The organism is Commensalibacter sp. M0355, assembly GCF_016101365.1.
GTDB classification, from domain to species: domain Bacteria; phylum Pseudomonadota; class Alphaproteobacteria; order Acetobacterales; family Acetobacteraceae; genus Commensalibacter; species Commensalibacter melissae.
In genome coordinates this window covers 475,759-490,993 of the sequence record NZ_JACFQQ010000001.1, presented here as the reverse complement: position 1 = coordinate 490,993, position 15,235 = coordinate 475,759, and the positions used below count along the sequence as shown (strand labels likewise).

Genomic DNA, 15,235 nt, shown 5'->3' with positions numbered 1-15,235 from the left:
GAGAAATCCAAAGATAATTTTAAAGGTTAATCAAAGATGAATAATGACGAACAGCAATTGATCAATCAATTTTTTGAACGTGTCAGTGGGAAAAAAACAGCTTCTCCAAATACGGTTGGAACAGCCAGTCCGTTACCCCCTATTGATTCTGAAGCCAATCAACTGATTAACAGTAATTTGCAGAAATATCCTGAAGCGGGTTATCGTATGACACAAATGGCCATTGTTCAGGAAGCCGCCTTGGTTGAATCTCAGAATCGTATTCGTCAGCTGGAATGGCAATTACAGCAGATGCAACAACAGATTCAACAGTTGAAACAGGCTCAGGCCCAATCAAGCCAACCTCGTTCAGGAGGATTTCTGGGAGGGCTTTTTGGTGGCGGAAACCGGTCGCAAACTCAAATGTCGCCTCAATCCCAACAAATGCCGCCAGGGTGGGGAGGAAATCCTAATCGGCCACAACCACAAACAAATCAGTCTATGAATACACCTTATGGACAGCAACAACCTCCGGCTGTGAATTATCCCCCAGGTTATCAACGAGGAATGTTTAATCGGGGTGGAAATGGATTTTTAGGCAGTGCATTGTCGACGGCAGCTGGTGTTGCCGGGGGTATGATGGCTTATAATGCATTGAGTGGATTGTTTGGTGGCCATCATGCAGTTAATGGTGCTGCACAAATGCCTGCTGCAGATCCGAATGATCCGTTTGCAGGAACAGCAGCTGGCAGTGATCCCTTTACGGGTGAGGGTACCGCAGTTGATCCGAATTTTGATGCTGGTAACAATTCTGGTGCCGGATTTGATAATTATGCTGATGATGGTTTCAGTAACAGCGGAAATGATACAGATTGGGGTAATTCTGGAGATTCTGCTGATTGGGGCTCTGATGATGGTGGTGACTGGGGTGGTGATGATGGAGGCTGGGGAGACGATAGTTTCTAATATTAACTGATTTCATTGTCTAAATCATAAAAGGGTTAACCTTTCTTGCGAGATTGATCCTTTTAAAAATTAGGTGAAAAAAGAACAAATCATTTTTTGTTATAAAGACAAATTTAAAGAGACAGGACAATGATCTGACAGATCAGCATGCATCATATATTGTTTTTCTTTGTATACCAATACTTTTAACGTATTAGGAATAGTGGATTCACTTAAGATGGGATCCAAAATAAATCCATCGAGAAAATAATTGCCTCCCCAGCATGGTGAAGCAAGTTGAGATGTTGGGATTGATAAACTAGATTCTGTTGACAAGGATTGAAAAAATTCATCATTAAATGACACTATACGGTTAAAATCTCCTAAAATAATGAAAGCCTGTTTGTCTTTTATTCTGTCTGCAATCCATTTTTGGATAATTATTTTCTGTTGATTCAAGATATTACATGCTTTTTGTTGGGAATAAAGAGATCTTTCAGGGCAATGAGCCTTTAAATGTACAACCAGAATTCGAATATTTATGCGATGATCGTATAGGGTAAGATCAAGACCACTTCGTAAAATATGGGTTTTGTCATTCTTACTCAAAGCGGTAAGATCAGGGTTTTTTATAATATTGTAAGAAAGTTTTTTTCGAATGGCCAGGACAGGATGTTGGGCGATATTATCCTGAGTTATATAAAAATCATATTGGTCTTCAGGAAGGATTCGTCTTGCGGTTTCGACTGATCCCACTTCCTGTAAGGCAATTATATCGCTGTTCAATTTTCTTGCATATAAAGACAATCTTGTGAAATTCTTGGAGTGTCTTGCTTGAATATCATTTGGTATTTCATATTTATCAAGATCTGATTTTGATAATAACCACTCTGTGTTCCAAGTGGTTATCTTGATTGTTCTGGCATGCAGCGTAAAAGATGCAAAAAAAGCAAACCAGCAGCTCAATACAGCAATAGTTTTCTTAAGCTTTTGTATTTTGGTTGATACGATTCTGCAGCATGGAAATAGCTTCATCGACGGTCATATCATTTCTTGTTTCTTCATCTAACACATAAATCTTACCTTTTGGGATATCATAATACCATCCTTGAAGAATAATTTCTTTTTTTGCCAAGGCACCAGCAACTGAAGGATGAGTTCTTAAATGTGCGAGTTGAAGCAGGACATTGTGTTCCGTTAAACTTTGGATGCTTTCGGGGCCGACATCAGTGGCAGAAAGTGCGTCCGTAATGGCATGGGCTGTTTCGGCATATTGCAACCATTTTCTTACGGCTGGCATTGAATTCAATTTTTCAGGATGTATAAGGGCACTCATCGCGCCACAATCAGAATGTCCACAAATAATAATTGTAGAAACCTTTAGGGCGGAAACTGCATATTCAACTGCGGATGTTACTCCTCCGAAGCTGTTACCATAAGCAGGTACAATATTGCCAATATTACGTAAGACAAATAAATTTCCGGGAGGTTGCTGGGTCAGGGATTCAGGACTTATTCGACTGTCTGCACAAGTTATGAAAAGTGTTTTAGGGGATTGTCCATTGGCAAGTTGACAATATAATTCTTTACGTTCCGGATAAATATCCGTTCGAAATTTCTTTACACCTTTTAAAATATCAAGGAGGGTTAGTTGAGGGTTGTTTTCCGACATATTGTGATCTTTCATTTCGGAATGAATTGAACAGCTAACTGTATGATATTATGTACAATTTTACGGCGAAAGTATGATCATGCAGGATAAATAACCAAATAATTATAATGAAAAAGCAGGCCATGATAAGCCTGCCTTGAATTCAGTATCATAAAGAATTGATATGGCTTTTTATTTTTTCAAAAATATCATTTGCCTTATTAATATCAGGTCCTCCAGCTTGCGCCATATCTGGTCTTCCACCACCACCTTTACCGCCCGCAATCGAACTCGCCATTCTAACCAAATCAATTGCATTTACAGTTTTGCTTAATTCAGCAGTTACGGCAACAACGATGGATGCTTTTTGACCAAAGGATGACAATACGACAGCTATTCCATTTTGAAGCTGTTTAACAAGACTTTCAGCCAAAGGTTTTAATTCTTTTGGCGGGATTTCACCAACATCACGGAAAATAAGTTCAATGCCATTGATTGTCTCAATGTCATTTTGCATGTCTTTGCCGATTGTCAATTGGTGCTGCAATTTGGATATTTGCTGTTTTAGCTCTTTTCTTTCGTTTAATAACAACTGCACTCTATCGGTAAGTTGTACAGAGGCAGTATTAAGAAGAGAGGCTATTTCATTTAATATATTTAAATTCTGTTTGAAATAATTTTCCGCGGCCAAACCGGCAACGGCTTCAATGCGTCTTATTCCGGCAGCCACCCCGCTTTCAGAAATTATATGAAATAAACCTATATCTCCGGTGCGATTGACATGGGTTCCACCGCAAAGTTCAATGGACCATGCCGTTTGTGGATTGGCAATATCATCTCCATTTCCCATTGAAACCACACGGACTTCCTCACCATATTTTTCATCGAACAATGCCATTGCACCAAGTCTATTAGCTTGTTCCGGCGTCATGATTTGCGTTCTGACCGGTAAATTTTTCCGGATTTGTGCATTAACCTTTGCTTCGACAATATCCAGTTCATTGCGTGTAATCGGTTTGGAGAGACTGAAATCAAATCTTAAGCGTTCTGCTGTATTCAGACTTCCTTTTTGGGTGACATGTGTCCCGAATTGTTCTCTCAATGCACGATGTAACAGATGGGTGGCAGAATGATGTGCCTGAATTGTCTGTCTGTAAGCAGTATCAATTTCAGCCGTGACCGTATCATTGATCTTAATCTGGCCTTTTTTTACAATTCCATGATGAAGGATCAGTTCGCCAAGTTTCTTCTGCGTATCTTTAATCTCGATAATACTGTTTTTATTGAAAATGATTCCCTGATCCCCAGCCTGACCACCACTTTCACCATAAAAGGGGGTCTGGTTTAACAAGATACTGATTTCTTTACCTTCTTCTGCTTGGTTTACCAATTGACCATCAATGATAATTGCCTGAATTTCAGCATCAGCCCTATTATTCTTGTATCCAAGAAATTCAGATGATCCAAATTTATCCTTGAGTTCAAACCATATTGTTTCAGTTGCATTATCACCGGAACCAATCCATGCGGCTCTGGCACGGTTACGTTGTTCGGCCATGGCTTTATCAAAGCCTTCGTGATCAACGGTCAATCCTTTTTCACGAAGCGCGTCAGCCGTTAAATCCAGTGGGAAACCATAGGTATCATACAGTTTGAAAGCAATATCACCAGGCAATTTACCATGTGACGGTAACTTGCCGCTTTCCTCATTCAAAAGGGAAAGGCCCCGATCCAGCATTGATTTGAAACGTTGTTCTTCATTATATAAGGTCTCAGAAATCAAAGTTTCATAATGTATCAGTTCAGGATAGGCGCTTCCCATTTCCTCGATTAATGCAGGTAAAAGCTTGTAAAATACCGGTTGTTGAGTGCCGATCATGTGTAAATGACGCATGGCTCTGCGCATAATACGACGTAATACATAACCACGTCCGTCTTTGGACGGTAAGACACCGTCAGCAATAAGGAAAGCCGAAGAGCGAAGATGATCTGCAACGACACGATGACTGACTTTATGGGGACCAAATGGATCTGTATTAGTAACTTCAGCAGATGCCCTGATCAAGACCTGAAAAGTATCAATATCAAAATTGTCTCTTTTCCCTTGCATAATTGCGGCAAATCGTTCCAATCCCATTCCTGTATCAATTGATGGACGGGGTAGGGGATTTCGTGTACCTGGTGGATTTTCAAAATATTGCATGAAAACCAAATTCCATATTTCTACGAAACGGTCTCCATCTTCGTCCTTAGATCCTGGGGGGCCTCCAAATACATCTTCGCCATGGTCATAGAAAATTTCTGAACATGGTCCACATGGGCCTGTATCTCCCATACGCCAGAAGTTATCTGAACTGTTAATACGGATAATACGGTCATCGGAAAAGCCAGCTATTTTTTTCCATAAATCAGCTGCTTCATTATCGTCCGAATAAACAGTGACAAGAAGTTTTTCCCTGGGTAATTTAAATTCGCCAGTGATTAGGTTCCATGCCAGATAGATTGCTTTTTCCTTAAAATAATCTCCGAAAGAGAAATTTCCGAGCATTTCAAAAAAAGTATGATGACGAGCGGTATATCCAACATTATCAAGATCATTGTGCTTGCCACCAGCCCGAACAACCTTTTGTGCAGTTGTGGCACGTGAATAGGGACGCTGTTCCTGTCCGGTAAACACATTTTTGAACTGTACCATTCCTGCATTTGTAAAAAGCAGAGTAGGGTCATTCTGGGGAACCAAAGATGAGGATGGTACAATTTGATGATCATTTTTAGAAAAATAATTCAAAAAGTGCGACCGTATTTCATTTGTGCTTGGCATTGTGGTGGACATGGTGGAATGAACAATCCTGATATGTTAAAATAATATTTTAAACGAACTGGATAAGAGTAATATGGAAATTAATCTAACCGTATATATTATTATTCAAAATGTTTTTTACAGTACAGCTATTTAAGCTTTTGTCATGAAAGTCAAGATTTAATGTTTGATAATGATAAAAATACGTATTCTTTATTTTCTGAAGGATTATTTGGTCGGTTACGACAGGATTGTCAGAAGGAATGGCAACAATTTATCCATCATCCCTTTGTCAAGGCGCTGGGTAAGGGAAGCTTGCCGGCAGAGGAATTTAGAAAATATTTAGTTCAGGATTATTTATATCTTCTTGATTACAGTCGTGTTGAGGCCCTAGCGATTTATAAAAGTAATTCATTATGGGAGATGCAATATTTTTTATCATTATTGAAAGGGCTTATCGAAATAGAGCTTCCATTGCATTTATCATATTGCAAGCAATGGGGAATAGAAATTGACTTTATTGAAAATGAAAGGAAATCAATCGAGCTTATTGCATACAGTCAATATTTGCTTACAAAAAGTATGCAGGGTGATTTGTTAGATATCGTAATTCTAATACTACCATGTTTGATAGGGTATGGTGAAATCGGTTTGAATTTATTAAATGATCAAGAATTTGATAAAAGGGACCATCCTTATTTATCTTGGTTGGAAACGTACGGAAGTGATAGCTATTACAGTCTTGTAAAGAAAAGTATTATGTTTCTGGATCAAATTGCTTTTCAGTATGGAGCGGAACAACGTTATCCAATGATTCTACGTAAGTTTAAGGAGGTTGTTCAATTGGAAACTGCCTTTTGGAACGTTGGAAAAAAATAATTTACCTTTTTGATATGGAATCATTATAAACCAATTTGCGCGATAAATGGAAATTCGCTAGCATTCCAGTCATTGCACCAATAATTAAAGGTATAAAAGCATAGTACCTAAAAAACGAATTTAGGAAAAATAAAAAGAAAACAATTCCTCTATTGCAACAAAAACCAAGAATGTTGGTCATAATAAATCGTATCCATTGTGCAAAGATAGAATGACGATGATTAATATTTCCAAATGTCCAGAGTCTGTTTATGAACCAGTTGGAACTTGCAGCTATAAAATAAGCGGCAAGGGTTGCCGAGGTTAATCCAATTAAGGGCCGTAACAAGTATACAGCTAGAATATCAATTCCCAGACCGGATGATCCAACAATACCAAATTTGATAAATTGAAAAAGTTGTTGTTTATGAGCGATTGATATCAAAAAGAACCTTCAAAAATAAATTGGCCTGATTGTTTTTCAAAATAAAAAGAGATACTTAATTTTAAGTATCTCTTTTACATTACTCAGATAATTTCTTGAAAATTATTTAAGAATAATTTCTACGCGACGGTTTTGTGGTTCACGTGTATTTGGTCCTGTTGGAACCAATGGATGAGATTCACCATAACCATGAATATCAATTGCTGTTGCTGGAACACCGTCACGGATTAATTCAGCTTTCACGCTTTTGGCACGTCTGATTGAAAGACCCATGTTATAGCGTTGACCACGAGGACCTGGATGTGCAGAAGAGTTATCTGTATATCCGTTAACTTCGATACGTGTTGTTTGAACACGTGTTGAAGCCTGAGCAGCTTCTCTTACGATTTCACGTGCACGAGGTGTCAACGCTGATTTGTCGAAATCGAAGAATACTAGGTAGGTGCGAGCTACAGATGGTTGTGGTGGAGCAACTACAGTTGGTGGAGCTGGAGGAGGTGCTGGTGGTGCGGTGTCAAATGCATAACGCAGACCCAGGATAAACTGATGATTGAAGCGGTGATCCATTTTAACGCCTCTGTGGCTGTTATAATGGTTTCCGCCAACCCAGGCACTTGAATTGTATGAACGATGGTCATCCAATTGACCCATCATACGGTACTCAGTTGTAACTGCCAATCCTGGAACACCTGGGATATCATAGGCAGCACCGACGATACCTTGATAGGCAAAGCTTCCACCTGTTCCACCGATACGGTTTTTATTACCATTACGGTAAACTGTATCTAATGGAGCCATATTTTGCCAGAGATAACCGGCACCAATACCCACGAATGGGGTGACAGGGACGTCAATGCCGAATTGACGCAAGTCAATATCATAAAGAACATTGATCAATCCGCCATAACCTTGGTCATGTCCTTTGGTTTTGTATGCGGAAACAGGGGTTCCATGACGTCCGCTGATGTTGGAGTAGTTATAAACACCTTCAACTTCCACGCGGAGACCGTTACCAAATCCCCAACCAAAAGAACCCATGGTTGTGAAACCGGTATTATGGCGCAGTTTTGATGAGGTTCCCTTACCGTTATCAAGCCTACCACCGGCATTGGTACCATTTTTGAAATGGGCATGTTGTGTTTGAACAAGGTTATAACCGCCACCCAAGCTAACATAAGGGCCAGTAATTGTGCTAGCCATCGCTGCGGCGGGAGTAGCAACCGCGAAAGTCGTTGCAAGCAATGCAGTGCGAAGACGCATCTTGACACATCCTTCTTTTATAAGTTTCGAGCGATAGACCGCCAATTAAGGCGGAAGCTCTTTAAATTTATACTCTATAATTTACTATAATCTATATCTTTGAAAAATTAGAAGGATTTTAATGCGGTGATTATAGTTATTAATGTAATGTAACTAAAAAAACACAGAAAAGGGCTTTACCTTCTAATTTCTATAAAGATTTTCAGATATTCGGCAATTTATAAAAGATTTTATTGAATGACAATCTTTCATATATACTTTATTGATTAGAATTAATTCATGTGTTTTATATGCAACAATTTTAGTCCTGTATACAACCGTCCTCGATTAGGAGACTGTACAGCTGTTTTTCACTAACATCTTGTGATGTGAAAGCTTTTCCTATCCCATTGACAAGTATAAACGTTATTTTATTGTTTTGGCTTTTTTTATCATGTTTCAAATGATTAAGAAGATTTGAGGCCCGTATGGGTTGAGAAAGCCTTTTTATTGTAACAGGTAGGTTTACAGATTCGAAATGATGAATGACACGTTGTGTGTCTTTCTCCGGACATATGCCCATTTGGGTGCATAATTTGAAGATCAGGCAGCAACCCAGTGCAACGGCTTCTCCGTGCAGTAAACGACCATCATAACCCAGTTCCGCTTCCAGGGTATGTCCCAAACTGTGACCGAGATTCAGGAGGTTTCTGCCTGTCGATTGCTGTTCATATTCATCATTTTGAATAATCCTTGCTTTAAATTGACAAGCCATTTCGATGGCCTTGGCTAGACAAGCATGTTCTTTACTTATGACTTTTTTACCGTTTTTTTCACACCATTTGAATAATTCTGGATCATTGATCAAACCGGCTTTAACAATTTCTGCATAACCGGCCTGTAATTCTCTTTGGGGGAGTGTGTCCAAAATCTTTGTATCTGCGAGAACGACTTCTGGTTGGTAAAAGGCCCCAAGCAGATTTTTACCCACCGATGTATTGATACCGGTTTTTCCGCCTACGGAAGAATCGACTTGAGAAAGCAGGGTGGTGGGGATTTGAATGAATGGCACTCCACGTAACACGGTGGCAGCTGAAAATCCTGCCAAATCTCCTGTAACGCCACCACCGAATGCCAAAATCGTTGAATTTCGCTCAACCCCTTTTTCTAACAATGTTTGCGTGACTTTTTCATAATATTGAAAGGATTTTGTTTTTTCCCCAGGAGGAAGCAGGATAACTTCATAATTTACGTGTACTAAATCAAGACTATGGATAAGTTTGTCCAGATGAAGGTTGGCAACTGTCTGATCCGCCAGAATAAAAACTTTCTTTTGCTTTAATAAAGGTAAAATCAGTGTTCCACATTGCTGTAATATATCAGAACCAATAATTACGTCGTAATGATTTTTTGACAGGGTTATGGGTAAAATATGCATTTTACTTGAATTTTCTAGAGCTGAGATAACAAGATTAATTGTTGTATCAATGTCTTTATCCTTACATTCAACGACAATATCTGCCTCGGCATAGACAGGGTAACGTTTTTTCATAAGGGAGGAGAGTATCTCTTTTTTATTATCGACATTCAATAAGGGGCGGTTGGTATTTTTGGAAACGCGCTTGAAAAGTGTTTCCAGATCACAATGTAGCCAAAGGGTGGTTGCTTTTTCCTTTAAGGTTTTTCTTGTCTCCGGATGCATGTAGGCTCCACCACCTGTTGCGAGAATCAAGGGGGCTTGATCCAATAAACGTTGGATAACCTGGTTTTCCACACGACGGAATTCCTCTTCTCCATATTGTTCGAAAATATCGGCGATACTGCATCCAGCCGTAGTTTCTATTTCTTTATCCGAATCGATGAAGGGTATGGAAAGCAAGTCTGCGATTTTTTTACCAATCGTTGTTTTTCCAGCCCCCATCAGACCGATTAAAACAAGTGGTCGATTTAATAATTTGCTAGGTATATCAGTCATGTGGTCGATCAAATACAGGAATAAAAATTGATAAATTGAGATTTTATTTAATTTTTGAGAGAATTTATAAAATCCAGACTATTAAAAATTAATTGTAGTATGGTATGAAATCAAGCTGTTATTATTAAAACATCAACGAGTAATTTTACATCAGGAAGCCATAATGCGTCGATTATTTGTTATTCTCTTTGGATTAATAGTTATATTGCTTGTGGCAGGGGTAGTGTTTTTTTGCTTGCAAACACCCGAAATGCCGATCAGAGAAGTTCACAAGGTTATTTCCATTCCCAAAGCCCAGCAACATACAACTTTGCCATCTGTACCTGTTGTCCCTAGCGCTCCCCCCATTATCGTTCCCTATAACAATGCAAACGCTCATAATGCTTCAGCGCCTGCTCCGATAAACACTCCAACAATTCCCCAGCCTGGAAAAGTTCCTGGAAATGCGTTGAATACAATGCCCAATCAATAGATTTTGAATAAATCATGAACAGGGATCTGATTGATTTTTTTTTGGAAATGCTGGTGGCAGAGAGAGGGGTTACCGCAAATACATATCAGGCGTATCAAACTGATTTAAAAGATTTTATGGATTATTTGCAAGCCAGAGATCTAGAAATAGACAGGGTTTCTAAATGTGATATTCATCAATATTTTGAATTTTTGGGTCAAGAGGGAAAAACAGCGCGAACAGCAATAAGAAGGTTGTCATGTCTGCGTCAGTTTTATGGTTTTTTGGTTCAGGAGAATATTCGCTCCGATGATCCCACTTATTTAATGCAATCCCCCTGTTTGCCACAATCATTACCTAAATATCTGAGCGAACAGGAAGTTTTTAACCTGTTATCAGCAAGTGAATTCCTTGACGATTACAGACGGTCACTTGTTGCCAAGGCAGCTTTGGAAATTCTGTATAGTTCGGGATTACGCATATCTGAGTTGTTATCTCTGCGCAAGGACCAGATTCAGCAGGCAACAAAAATTTTGCGAATATACGGAAAAGGCAGACGTGAAAGGTTAATACCTGTTTCAGATGCAGCGGTAAAAGCGGCATTGGTGCTTAAAAAAAATGATGCGAGTTTAAAGAGTGTCTTTCTGTTTCCTGGACGAAACCCGCAAAATCATTTAACGCGGCAGGGATTTGATAAAATATTGTTCGAAGTTGCATTAAAGGCCAATCTTGATCCTTGCAGGCTGTCTCCCCATGTTTTACGTCATTCATTTGCCAGTCATATGTTGGCACATGGGGCAGATTTGCGTTCATTGCAGATGATGTTGGGGCATGCTGATATTTCGACGACACAAATTTATACCCATTTACAGACTGAACACCTAAAAAAAATAGTGCAGGATTTTCATCCCCTGAGTATGAAAAAATAACTTTATTAAAAAAATATTGTAATTTATACAATTAAAAATTTATTTGATTGATAATATACATTACACTGATCTGTTATTAACGTTTAATTGGTAATCTTTTATAATCATGCGTCAATTTTTGGACTTTGAAAAATCCGTTGCAGAACTCGAAAATAAAATTTATGAATTGCAACGTGTTGAAACCGCCACAGAAATTAATATTGCCGAAGAATTGCAAACGCTTACGGAAAAGGCTGAAAAACAGCTGCGAGTTATATATAACAAACTAACACCCTGGCAAAAAGTTCAGGTGTCACGACACGCGCAACGTCCGCATGCTTTGGATTATATCAAAGGTATGATTGAAAACTTCATGCCATTGGCAGGGGATCGTCTTTATGCAGAAGATCATGCCATTATCGGTGGATTGGGAAGATTCAAAGGGCAATCTGTTGTTGTGATCGGGATAGAGCGAGGTTCCGATCTTGATACAAGACTAAAGCATAATTTTGGGATGGCCAGGCCTGAAGGATATAGAAAAGCTCAACGTTTAATTAAACTGGCAGGACAATTTAATTTACCGATTATCATGTTGATTGACACGCCAGGAGCATGGCCTGGGATTGATGCGGAACAACATGGTCAGGCTGAGGCCATTGCAAAATCAATTGAGACATGCCTTAGGGCAACAACTCCCATTGTCTCCGTTATCATTGGTGAAGGTGGATCGGGAGGGGCAATCGCTCTGGCAACGGCTGACAAAATTCTGATGCTTGAACATGCGATTTATTCAGTTATTTCTCCTGAGGCTTGTTCCTCCATATTATGGCGGGATGCATCACAAGCGGCTCAGGCGGCAGGCGCATTACGTTTGACGGCTCAGGATTTGTTGAAATTCAAATTAATTGATCAAATTATCGAGGAACCGGTTGGTGGAGCGCAACGAGATCCAGAGACTGCGATCAGTAATGTTCAAAAGGCGATTGAAGCTGCATTTGGCGAACTCGCCTTAGTTCCAGAACAGGTTCTTCAGGCTAAACGTAGAAATAAGTTCCTTGCCATGGGGCGTGAGGAAATAAACTAGTTAAAACCAGGGTTCAAATGGGCTCACCTTCGTGCGGGTCGTATCCCATCCGGATAAACAACTGATGGATTTGTTGAGCGGCACGCTGAACGGCATCTTGGTCCTGACCTTTGACAACCAATGCTATTCCATTTTGATCTTCATTTTTGTAAAATGGATAGGATCCAATATCAAGGTTATGAAATTGATCCTGTATATGTGCTAGATCATGTGCAATTTTGCCTTCAGAGGCATGAAAAGCGTACCAGCTTTTTGAAACAATTGGCTTGCCATGGTGTAAGGTGGGCAATATTTGATCAAACATTGCACGCATGATTTGGGGAACGCCAGCCATAACATATACATTGTTGATTACATATCCCGGCGCTACGGATACAGGATTGGGAATGGGCGTAGCCCCTAATGGGAAACGAGCCATTTTTCTATGGGCGTCATTATATTTTTCCTTGCCAATATGTTCTTCCAATAATCGGGATATTTCTGGATGAATTGGATTGGGTACACCAAACGCCTCTGCTATAGCCTCGGAAGTTATATCATCATGGGTAGGACCGATTCCCCCTGTAGAAAACACATAATCATATGCAGCACGTAATTCATTAACTGTTTTGATGATTATTTTTTGATCATCAGGAATGATACGGGTTTCTATGAGTTCAATTCCGGAACAGGTTAATCCTTTCGCAATATAATTTATATTCACGTCTTGGGTACGGCCTGAAAGAATTTCATTTCCGATAACCATAATTGAAGCAGTTGGATTTAGAGTCATTTTACAAAAGTCCAATTGTTAAAACAGTTACAATATTTAAGTATTGAAAATTTACAGAGAATTATATTTAAAATTAAGAATTGTCTAAGAAAATTCCTAAGTAAATGTTTAGTATAAACAGTTTTATGTTAAAATAATTATTATTGCAAATATTGAATTTCTTTTTGTTTAATTTAAAAAGCCTTTCAAAAAGGGGTTTATAATGATTACAATTAATTCGTCATGTCCATCCGCCATTTGGGAAACCCAATCAGAATTGGGGGAGGGGGTTATGTGGAATGCCTCTGAAAAAGCGGTTTATTTTGTTGATATTGAGGGCAAAAAAATTCATCAATACCGCTTAAATGACAATCAGAAGAAAAGCTGGAATACTCACAAGAAACCTACATTTTTTTTTCCAACCAATCGATCTGTTTATTTATGCGGTATGGAAGACGGTTTATATTGGTTTAGCCTATTTAATGGCAGTGTGACGTTATTTTATCCCTTAGAGGAAAAATTTCCAAATAATCGAATTAATGATGGATATATTGATGCCAAAGGTCAACTTTGGTTTGGATCAATGGATGAAAAAGAAAAAAAATTAACAGGATCTCTCTATTTGTTAAAATGGGATCAGGCTAAACCTTATGTAATAAGGCAGGATAGGGAATATGCGGTACTTAATGGGCCTGTAATTGATGAAGACAAACAGATCCTATATTGCAGTCATTCCAATGCACATGAAATTTTTTCGTTTGATATTGAAGATGGGCAAAAACTTGCAAACAAACGACTTTTTTTAAAAGAAATGGAAGCATATCCTGATGGCATGGCGCTTGATTGTGAGAACAATCTGTGGGTTTGTCTTTATCAAGGATATAAAATAAATGTCTATTCCTCTGATGGACAAAAATTGAAATCAATAGATTTTCCTTGTCCGAATTTAACCAAAATAGCTTTTGGTGGTAATGATTTAAAAACGGCTTTTGTTACATCGGCACGTGCCAAAATATCAAAAAAAGATCTTGAAAAATATCCAAAAGCTGGTGCCTTATTCACTTTTGACAATAATATTGCTGGAAAAAGGCAGAATGTTTTTCATATTCCTGACGAGGTAAGATTAGAAGAGTAAATCCTTCAAGAGTGGAATAAATGGTTTGTCAGCCTCCAAGACAAGATAACGGTCAAGCTCATTGGCGGTAACCCATGCAAGTTGCTGTTTTTCTCTTGGTATGGGGTCATTTTTCCAACGATGACATACATATAATGGCATCAATAAATGAAAATCCTGATATTCATGGGATGCGAATGTGAATGGGGCGAGACAGCTTTTAGAAATATCGACATTTATTTCTTCTTTCAATTCTCGAATCAATGCTGTTTCAGGTGTTTCCCCAGGTTCAACTTTTCCGCCTGGAAATTCCCACATTCCTGCCATTGATTTTCCCTCCGGACGACGGGCGAGTAAAAGTCTACCTTCAATATCAATAAGTGCGGCGGCTACAACTAACAATATTTTTTTTTCTTTTGATGTATAAATATTTTGATTGGGTGTGAGATTGTTGGGACAAATATCTTCCCGTTGTAAAAGGAAATATGAGACGGGTTGTTCAACAGCACGAGCTAAAAATTTCTCCTTGCCCTGACCATAGGGTTGAAAATCACATTTTTTCAAAACCGCTATAGAGGCAATATTGTCATCAGCGGCAGTGGCATGAATGTAATTGATATTTAGATTGGCTAACGCCCAATTTGTTAAGCGTTTCAAGGCTCGGGTAGCGATATTATTGCCCCAGTATCTCTGAGCAACCCAATATCCTATTTTGGCAGATTGTTCTGCCATATTCAGGGTTAAACCTATACAACCTACAACTGTGTCCGGATTGGTTTGTGTATCGATAATTGAAAAGTGATAGGATTGTCCTGCCTTGATTTGCTGAAGAGTGGCTTCAAACCATTTTTCCAATAATTCTTGTGAGTAAGGAAATGGCACGTCACTCAGCATTTTTGCAATATTCCAATCATTAATATGATTATGTATGCTTTTGATATCCTTTTTTTGGATCAATCGTAAAAGATATTGATCAATTTGTAAGGTTGGAATGGATAAATGCTGATGTATAACCATTTATAAACACTTTGATTC

General features: G+C 38.8%; 14 protein-coding genes. 6 read left to right on the top strand and 8 right to left on the bottom strand.

The window, feature by feature from the left end; genetic code table 11:
* Window positions 1-36: 36 nt before the first annotated feature.
* Window positions 37-945 (top strand): DUF2076 domain-containing protein, encoded by a 909-nt coding sequence (locus tag H3T44_RS02375; RefSeq protein WP_198195865.1) that lies wholly within the window; start codon window positions 37-39, stop codon window positions 943-945.
* A 99-nt stretch (window positions 946-1,044) separates the two neighbouring features.
* Here H3T44_RS02375 and H3T44_RS02370 read toward each other — a convergent pair whose 3' ends face one another.
* From H3T44_RS02370 to alaS, 3 genes are all read right to left on the bottom strand, one after another.
* Window positions 1,045-1,959, bottom strand: a complete 915-nt coding sequence (locus H3T44_RS02370; RefSeq protein ID WP_198195863.1) for an endonuclease/exonuclease/phosphatase family protein — start codon at window positions 1,957-1,959, stop codon at window positions 1,045-1,047.
* Window positions 1,907-2,596, bottom strand: coding sequence for a carbonic anhydrase (locus tag H3T44_RS02365; protein WP_122123839.1), 690 nt, complete (start codon window positions 2,594-2,596; stop codon window positions 1,907-1,909). Before H3T44_RS02365 ends, H3T44_RS02370 begins: the two co-directional genes overlap by 53 nt.
* A 148-nt stretch (window positions 2,597-2,744) precedes the next feature.
* The gene (alaS, locus tag H3T44_RS02360) at window positions 2,745-5,396 is read right to left on the bottom strand and encodes an alanine--tRNA ligase (protein WP_198196113.1); all 2,652 of its coding nucleotides are present in this window, start codon (window positions 5,394-5,396) and stop codon (window positions 2,745-2,747) included.
* 162 nt (window positions 5,397-5,558) lie between these two features.
* Between alaS and tenA the strand changes: the two genes are divergently transcribed.
* On the top strand, window positions 5,559-6,254 hold the full coding sequence (gene tenA, locus H3T44_RS02355) for a thiaminase II (RefSeq protein ID WP_198195861.1): 696 nt from the start codon (window positions 5,559-5,561) through the stop codon (window positions 6,252-6,254).
* Window position 6,255: 1 nt separating this feature from the next.
* Here tenA and H3T44_RS02350 read toward each other — a convergent pair whose 3' ends face one another.
* The 3 genes from H3T44_RS02350 to aroB all read right to left on the bottom strand — a co-directional run bounded on the left by H3T44_RS02350 (window position 6,256) and on the right by aroB (window position 9,892).
* Window positions 6,256-6,678, bottom strand: a complete 423-nt coding sequence (locus tag H3T44_RS02350) for a GtrA family protein (protein ID WP_198195853.1) — start codon at window positions 6,676-6,678, stop codon at window positions 6,256-6,258.
* Between the two features lie 102 nt (window positions 6,679-6,780).
* A complete protein-coding gene (locus H3T44_RS02345; RefSeq protein WP_110438312.1) occupies window positions 6,781-7,938 on the bottom strand; it encodes an OmpA family protein in 1,158 nt (385 codons plus the stop codon).
* A gap of 301 nt (window positions 7,939-8,239) precedes the next feature.
* The gene (gene aroB / locus H3T44_RS02340) at window positions 8,240-9,892 is read right to left on the bottom strand and encodes a 3-dehydroquinate synthase (protein ID WP_198195851.1); all 1,653 of its coding nucleotides are present in this window, start codon (window positions 9,890-9,892) and stop codon (window positions 8,240-8,242) included.
* 163 nt (window positions 9,893-10,055) lie between these two features.
* On the opposite strand from aroB, the gene H3T44_RS02335 reads away from it, so the two are divergent.
* From H3T44_RS02335 to H3T44_RS02325, 3 genes are all read left to right on the top strand, one after another.
* Window positions 10,056-10,364, top strand: a complete 309-nt coding sequence (locus H3T44_RS02335; RefSeq protein WP_198195850.1) for a hypothetical protein — start codon at window positions 10,056-10,058, stop codon at window positions 10,362-10,364.
* 14 nt (window positions 10,365-10,378) lie between these two features.
* The gene (locus tag H3T44_RS02330; RefSeq protein WP_155572078.1) at window positions 10,379-11,272 is read left to right on the top strand and encodes a tyrosine recombinase; all 894 of its coding nucleotides are present in this window, start codon (window positions 10,379-10,381) and stop codon (window positions 11,270-11,272) included.
* Window positions 11,273-11,378: 106 nt separating this feature from the next.
* A complete protein-coding gene (locus H3T44_RS02325; protein WP_122123833.1) occupies window positions 11,379-12,335 on the top strand; it encodes an acetyl-CoA carboxylase carboxyltransferase subunit alpha in 957 nt (318 codons plus the stop codon).
* Window positions 12,336-12,348: 13 nt separating this feature from the next.
* Here the strand turns inward: H3T44_RS02325 and H3T44_RS02320 are convergent, their stop codons facing one another.
* A complete protein-coding gene (locus tag H3T44_RS02320) occupies window positions 12,349-13,107 on the bottom strand; it encodes a molybdopterin-binding protein (RefSeq protein WP_198195849.1) in 759 nt (252 codons plus the stop codon).
* A gap of 202 nt (window positions 13,108-13,309) precedes the next feature.
* On the opposite strand from H3T44_RS02320, the gene H3T44_RS02315 reads away from it, so the two are divergent.
* Window positions 13,310-14,221: an SMP-30/gluconolactonase/LRE family protein gene (locus H3T44_RS02315; RefSeq protein WP_198195848.1), complete on the top strand. Its 912-nt coding sequence runs from the start codon at window positions 13,310-13,312 to the stop codon at window positions 14,219-14,221.
* Here H3T44_RS02315 and H3T44_RS02310 read toward each other — a convergent pair.
* Window positions 14,210-15,217: a bifunctional GNAT family N-acetyltransferase/(deoxy)nucleoside triphosphate pyrophosphohydrolase gene (locus tag H3T44_RS02310; protein ID WP_155567123.1), complete on the bottom strand. Its 1,008-nt coding sequence runs from the start codon at window positions 15,215-15,217 to the stop codon at window positions 14,210-14,212. The genes H3T44_RS02315 and H3T44_RS02310 overlap by 12 nt on opposite strands.
* Window positions 15,218-15,235: the final 18 nt, after the last annotated feature.